Origin of the sequence: Bradyrhizobium sp. CCH5-F6 (assembly GCF_001556045.1) — a bacterium.
Classification (GTDB): domain Bacteria; phylum Pseudomonadota; class Alphaproteobacteria; order Rhizobiales; family Xanthobacteraceae; genus Bradyrhizobium.
In genome coordinates this window covers 1-6,156 of sequence record NZ_LSIC01000117.1, presented here as the reverse complement: position 1 = coordinate 6,156, position 6,156 = coordinate 1, and the positions used below count along the sequence as shown (strand labels likewise).

Genomic DNA, 6,156 nt, shown 5'->3' with positions numbered 1-6,156 from the left:
GAGGAGGTCGGGGAGGCGGTGGGTGAGCTTCGTATCAATCTGAGCCGTCCCTGAGCTATGCAGCCGGCAACCGGCGTTTGAATTTGCGCTTATGCTTGATTGCCATCAGCCTGCGATTTTCTTGAATGCCGCGGCTCGGCTCTTGATGCGGTATGGTCGTGCTTTGTCTACCAGCATCGAACGTACTTCTGCTCTTGCCAGTTCCGACTCAGGTTTGAATTGAATCATAATATGCGCGTGGTCATCACCCCGATTCTCCAATTCAGCAGATTTAACTTGTTCGTATTCTCGAACCGCGTTGACCGCTTTAACCAACTCAAAATCGGGCATGCCCCTCATGCAAACGTTGAGTCGGTTGTTGAATGTGGCTGGTGCCGAGCGGGCGGCAGGCTGCTGCTCCACTCTATTCATCGCTAAACGAATTGCTGCAAGCTCTTCGAGAATAAATTCCTGCCCAGGTATTTCTTTCTTATCGAGCTTCACCACAGTGAACTCGCCAAAATGCTTCAGGAATGTTGTATAATTCGAATCCGACATGGCACGCTCGTGCGTTGCCTTTATCTTTTCCGCAAGCTTGTCTTTGAATTCGACGATGCGAGAGAATCGCAAATCGCGCGGATACTCCAAGTGCTCGATCGACGCGGTATCGAAAGAATACGAAGTTCTATCGTCCTTCACGATGATGGTCGGCTTGTCGAATGCAAGTCTAAGTCCAAGTTCAAACATCACATTGGGGTTCTTGCCACTTACATCACATACTACGATCGGATTCTCATACAGATTTTGAATGATTCTTTTCTGAATTATTCCGACATCGTCGGCATTGCTAACTAGATTTGCTTCGAATCCGGCGTCTTCTATTGCCTCAGTTAGTATTTCGTGCACATCGGACCAGTGTGCCTCGTTGCATCCGTCGATTGACGAAATCGGCATTACTATTCCACACACAGGAGCAGACTCAGGCAATTGATCCTCCCCAAAATTTGATTGAATCAATAAGGTGCGCTCTCGAAAGTTGCAATAGTCGCGCGATGACATATGGGTTTCAGAGGGGACGAGAAAAGCCGGGCGGAAGGGCCCGGCCTTCAAATGACGATAGTGGTGTTGCGTCTCTTCACAACACCCGATTACTCTCCTTCACCTTCTCCGCATCCAGATACACGCTGCTGCCCATCTCCTTGAACTTCGCGCTCATCTGCTTCATGCCATCCTCGGCCGTGCCGCTCATCGACATGCCCACCGAGTTCGGATCGTTCAGCGTCGCGGCGTAATCCCGCACGTCCTGCGTGATCTTCATCGAGCAGAACTTCGGGCCGCACATCGAGCAGAAATGGGCAACCTTGTGGGCTTCCTTCGGCAGGGTCTCGTCGTGGAAGCTCTTCGCCGTGTCGGGATCGAGGCCGAGGTTGAACTGGTCGGTCCAGCGGAATTCGAACCGGGCGCGGGAGAGGGCGTCGTCGCGCAATTGCGCGGCGGGGTGGCCCTTGGCGAGATCGGCGGCGTGGGCGGCGATCTTGTAGGTGATGACGCCGGTCTTGACGTCGTTGCGGTCGGGCAGGCCGAGATGCTCCTTCGGCGTGACGTAGCAGAGCATGGCGCAGCCGAACCAGCCAATCATGGCGGCGCCGATGCCCGACGTGATGTGGTCATAGCCCGGCGCGATGTCGGTGGTCAGCGGCCCGAGCGTATAGAACGGCGCCTCGCCGCACTCTTTCAGCTGCTTGTCCATGTTGATCTTGATCTTGTGCATCGGCACGTGACCGGGGCCTTCGATCATGACCTGGCAGCCCTTGTCCCACGCGATCTTCGTCAGCTCTCCGAGTGTCTCGAGTTCGGCGAACTGCGCGCGGTCGTTGGCATCCGCGATCGAGCCCGGGCGCAGGCCGTCGCCGAGCGAGAACGAGACGTCATACTTGCGCATGAGGTCGCAGATCTCGTCGAAATGCGTGTAGAGGAAGCTCTCCTTGTGATGCGCCAGGCACCACTTCGCCATGATCGAGCCGCCGCGGCTGACGATGCCGGTGACGCGGCTGGCGGTGAGGTGGATGTATTGCAGGCGCACGCCGGCGTGGATGGTGAAATAGTCGACGCCCTGCTCGCATTGCTCGATCAGGGTGTCCTTGTAGAGCTCCCAGGTCAGCTTGACGGGATCGCCGTTGCACTTCTCCAGCGCCTGGTAGATCGGCACGGTGCCGATCGGCACCGGCGCATTGCGCAAAATCCACTCGCGCGTGGTGTGGATGTTGCGGCCTGTGGAGAGGTCCATCACGGTGTCGGCGCCCCAGCGGATCGCCCACACCATCTTCTCGACCTCCTCCTCGACCGACGACGTCACCGCCGAGTTGCCGATATTGGCGTTGATCTTGGTCAGGAAGTTGCGGCCGATGATCATCGGCTCGAGTTCGCTGTGGTTGATGTTGCAGGGGATGATGGCGCGGCCGCGCGCGATCTCGTCGCGGACGAACTCCGGCGTGATGAAGGCGGGCACGGAGGCGCCGAAGCTCTCGCCGTCGGCGAGAGCTGCTTCCGCACGCTCGAGCTGCTGCTTGCGGCCGAGGTTCTCGCGCGCGGCGACGTAGATCATCTCCTTGGTGATGATGCCGGCGCGGGCGAATTCGAGCTGGGTGATCTTGTGGCCGGGAAGGCCGCGCAGCGGCTTGTGATAGGCCGAGAAGGCACGCGCGGCCTTGTCGGTGGAGACGCTGCCGTTGTCCTCCGGCTTGATCTGGCGGCCCTCATATTCCTCGACGCCGCCGCGCTCCAGCACCCATTGCTTGCGGTTGCGGGGCAGGCCGGCGTTGACGTCAATGGTCACGGAGGGGTCGGTGTAGGGGCCGGAGGTGTCGTAGACCGGCAGGTTCGGCTCGCCCGCGCCTTCGGACAGGATGATCTCGCGCAGGGGCACGCGCAAATCGGGCGCGGCGTCAGGCGTCGCGAAGATTTTTCGCGAGGAGGGAAGGGGGCCGGTGGTGACGGCGGGAACGGTCTGTTGCGGGTTGGAGCGGATGTTCATGGGGATCCTCCTTAATTCGTTAGTTTCGCTGCGCGTGCGTCGATTACAGCTGTCATCCCCGCGAAAGCGGGGATCCAGTAAGCCGCAGCGGCTCGGCTAAGCCGAGAAGCCGCGGCGTACTGGATCGCCCGGTCAAGCCGGGCGATGACAGTGGAGTGGGGAGTCGGAGCGGGGGCTGCATCACGCGGCCTCCTTCGAACCGTCGAGCCATTGCCGCACGCGGGCGTCCGGATCAGGGTTCTGCGTCACGTCGGATACGACCGCGATCGAATCCGCGCCCGCGGCGAAGATTTCCGCGGCGTGCTCGAACTTGATGCCGCCGATGGCGACCAGCGGGATGTTGCCGATGCGCTTCTTCCATTCCGTGATCTTCGGAATGCCCTGCGGCTCGAAGCGCATGGATTTGAGCGTGGTGAAGAAGATCGGGCCCAGCGCGACGTAATCCGGCTTTGCGGCGAGCGCGGTGGCGAGCTCGGCGTCGTCATGGGTGGAGATGCCGAGCTTGAGGCCGGCCTCGCGGATGGCCCCGAGGTCCGCGTCGGCAAGGTCCTCCTGGCCGAGATGCAGATATTCTGCGCCGGCGACGACCGCCGCGCGCCAATAGTCGTTCACCACCAGCTTGGCCTGCGTTCCCTTGGTGATCGCCAGCGCGTCGGTGACGATCTGAAGGGCCTGCGAGTCGTTCAGCTCCTTGGCGCGCAGCTGGATGGTGCCGACGCCGAGCTTCGTCAGGCGCTCGACCCAGGCCAGGCTGTCGACGACGGGATAGAATCGATCAGGATACGGCATGCCAGAACGGGGTCCCAACGACAGGGGTTGAAGGAGAGGCGAAGTCGCGGGCGTTCATCAGCCCGGCTTCGTAGGCGGTGCGACCGGACTCGACGCCGAGGCGGAAGGCATTGGCCATGGCGACGGGATCGGCGGCTTTCGCAATGGCGGTGTTGAGCAGCACGGCGTCATAGCCGAGCTCGAGCGCCTGCGCGGCGTGCGAGGGCGCGCCGAGGCCCGCGTCGACCACCAGCGTGATATCAGGCAGCCGGTCGCGCAGCAGCTTCAGCGCATCGCGGTTGGTGATGCCTTTCGCGCTGCCGATCGGCGCGGCCCACGGCATCACCACCTTGCAGCCGGCATCGACCAGGCGGTTCGCGACCGAGAGGTCCTCGGTGCAATAGGGGAACACCTCGAAGCCGTCCTTGGTCAGGATGGCGGCGGCTTCGACCAGGCCTACGACATCGGGCTGCAGCGTGTCGTTGTCGGCAATCACCTCGAGCTTGATCCAGGTGGTGCCGAACAATTCGCGCGCGAGTTTCGCGGTGGTCACCGCCTCGCGCACGCTGCGGCAGCCGGCGGTGTTCGGCAGCACGGTGACGTCGAGCTCGCGGATCAGCTTCCAGAACGCGTCGCCGGTCTTGCCGCCGGCGGATTCGCGGCGCAGCGACACGGTCACGATGTTGGCGCCGGACGCGCGGATCGCATCCTGCATGATCGCGGGCGAGGGGTAGAGCGCGCTGCCGATCAGGAGGCGGGAGGGGAAGGTTTTGCCGTAGAAGGTCACCATGTGGGAGGTGTCTCCTTGATTGTAGCTGTCGTCCCCGCGAAGGCGGGGACCCAGTACGCCGCGGCTGCGCGGCTGGAATCGCAAAGCCGCGGCGTACTGGATCGCCCGGTCAAGCCGGGCGATGACAGCGGGAAGTTTGGCGAGAACATCATCGTCACCCTCCCTGCCGCGGCGTGATGATCTCGATCTCGTCGCCGGCCTTCAGCGGCGTCTCGGCCCAGCGGCTCTTGGGCACGACGTCGTAATTGAGCGCGATGGCGAAATGGGTGCCCTCGTAGTCGAGCTCGCCCAGCAGCGCATCGACGCTGGCGGAGTTCACCTCGCGCTGCTCACCGTTCACGATCACGCGCATTGCATCACCTCGTTGTCGATCTGGCCGCGCTGGACATAGGCCAGCGTCAGCTCGGCAAGCGCCGGCGCGATCAAGAAGCCGTGGCGGTAGAGCCCGTTGACGGCGATCCTCTCGCCGCGAACGCCGATGCGCGGCAGGTTGTCGGGATAGGCGGGACGCAGGCCCGAGCCGAACTCGACGATGCGGGCCTCGCCGAACGCCGGATGCACGGTATAGGCCGCGCCGAGCAGCTCCAGCGCCGAGCGCACGCTGACGCCGGTGTCCTCGGCCTCGATCGAGGTCGCGCCCAGCATGAACAGGCCGTCCTCGCGCGGGATCACGTAGAGCGGCCAGCGCGGATGGATGAGCCGCACCGGGCGCGACAGCTGCACCTCGTTCGTCTCGATCAGGATCATCTCGCCCTTGACGCCGCGCAAGCTCGGCTGCTCGTCGCGCGCGCTGATGCCGCGGCAGTCGATCACGATGCCGTCGAGATCCTTGGCCGATACGTCGCTGTCGAATCTGATGGTGCCGCCGGCGGCGCGGATGCGCGCGTGCAGCTGCGGCAGCACGCGGCGCGGCTCGACATGGCCCTCGGCCGGGAAGAACAGCGCGTCGCGGAATCGGCCCTCCAGCGAGGGCTCCAGCGCCGCGAGGCCCGTGGCGTCGAGCCGCTGGTGGCCCTCGGTCATGCGGGCAAAACGCTCGAAATCGTTGCGCTCGCGCGGATGGGCGACGACGAGCGAGCCGTTGAAGGGCGTATCCGGCAGCTCGCGCCGCCAGATGTCGAGCGAACGCAGGCCGAGGCGGCTGATGATGGGCTCTGCGACCTCGGCCTCGCAATAGGGAGCGAGCATGCCGCCGGCCCAGTGGCTGGTGGCGTCGGTCATCGCAGCGTCACCGCGCTCATGTAACGTCACGGCGTGGCCGGCCTGCGCGAACAACAACGCCTGCCAGGCGCCTGCGATGCCCGCGCCGATGATGGATACCGGTGAATCCGGCCGCTTGGTCGTCTGCAACATCCCTGTCCCTTCGCCGGCATGACCCGGATCAGGTTCAAAGGGTCACCGCGGTCCTGGCAAGCCGGTATGAATGGCATTGCCCGTTTAGCGGTATCTCAGCTCCTCCTCGGAGCACCCCTCGGAACGGGTCTAATGTATGCCACTGACGGGCGGTGTCAACGCGTTAACGGTCGTCATGGCCGGGCTTGTCCCGCCTGCGCGGCCGAAGCCGCTTCGGCGCGGCGAAGGCCCG

General features: G+C 63.2%; 6 protein-coding genes and 1 riboswitch. All 6 genes read right to left on the bottom strand.

The genetic code is table 11. The features are described 5' to 3' along the window. Positions 1-105 precede the first annotated feature (105 nt). On the bottom strand, positions 106-1,038 hold the full coding sequence (locus AX729_RS40560; protein WP_197433639.1) for a hypothetical protein: 933 nt from the start codon (positions 1,036-1,038) through the stop codon (positions 106-108). Between the two features lie 76 nt (positions 1,039-1,114). Further along, positions 1,115-3,013, bottom strand: a complete 1,899-nt coding sequence (gene thiC, locus AX729_RS20815; protein WP_061026246.1) for a phosphomethylpyrimidine synthase ThiC — start codon at positions 3,011-3,013, stop codon at positions 1,115-1,117. Between the two features lie 180 nt (positions 3,014-3,193). Beyond that, positions 3,194-3,802 (bottom strand): thiamine phosphate synthase, encoded by a 609-nt coding sequence (locus AX729_RS20810; RefSeq protein ID WP_061026245.1) that lies wholly within the window; start codon positions 3,800-3,802, stop codon positions 3,194-3,196. Continuing rightward, complete coding sequence (locus tag AX729_RS20805; protein WP_061026244.1) at positions 3,789-4,571, bottom strand: thiazole synthase; 783 nt, start codon at positions 4,569-4,571, stop codon at positions 3,789-3,791. The genes AX729_RS20810 and AX729_RS20805 overlap by 14 nt, the downstream gene beginning before the upstream one ends. A 154-nt stretch (positions 4,572-4,725) precedes the next feature. Beyond that, positions 4,726-4,923: a sulfur carrier protein ThiS gene (gene thiS, locus AX729_RS20800; protein ID WP_061026243.1), complete on the bottom strand. Its 198-nt coding sequence runs from the start codon at positions 4,921-4,923 to the stop codon at positions 4,726-4,728. Then, positions 4,914-5,924, bottom strand: a complete 1,011-nt coding sequence (locus AX729_RS20795) for an FAD-dependent oxidoreductase (protein WP_061026242.1) — start codon at positions 5,922-5,924, stop codon at positions 4,914-4,916. The genes thiS and AX729_RS20795 overlap by 10 nt, the downstream gene beginning before the upstream one ends. Beyond that, positions 5,912-6,053, bottom strand: a riboswitch (TPP riboswitch). It overlaps the preceding gene by 13 nt. Positions 6,054-6,156 lie beyond the last annotated feature (103 nt).

Coding starts and splice junctions, on each gene's coding strand:
- AX729_RS20805 (WP_061026244.1), bottom strand. CDS start 4,571: ATGGTGACCTTCTACGGCAAAACCTTCCCCTCCCGCCTCCTGATCGGC.
- thiC (WP_061026246.1), bottom strand. CDS start 3,013: ATGAACATCCGCTCCAACCCGCAACAGACCGTTCCCGCCGTCACCACC.
- AX729_RS20795 (WP_061026242.1), bottom strand. CDS start 5,924: ATGTTGCAGACGACCAAGCGGCCGGATTCACCGGTATCCATCATCGGC.
- AX729_RS40560 (WP_197433639.1), bottom strand. CDS start 1,038: ATGTCATCGCGCGACTATTGCAACTTTCGAGAGCGCACCTTATTGATT.
- thiS (WP_061026243.1), bottom strand. CDS start 4,923: ATGCGCGTGATCGTGAACGGTGAGCAGCGCGAGGTGAACTCCGCCAGC.
- AX729_RS20810 (WP_061026245.1), bottom strand. CDS start 3,802: ATGCCGTATCCTGATCGATTCTATCCCGTCGTCGACAGCCTGGCCTGG.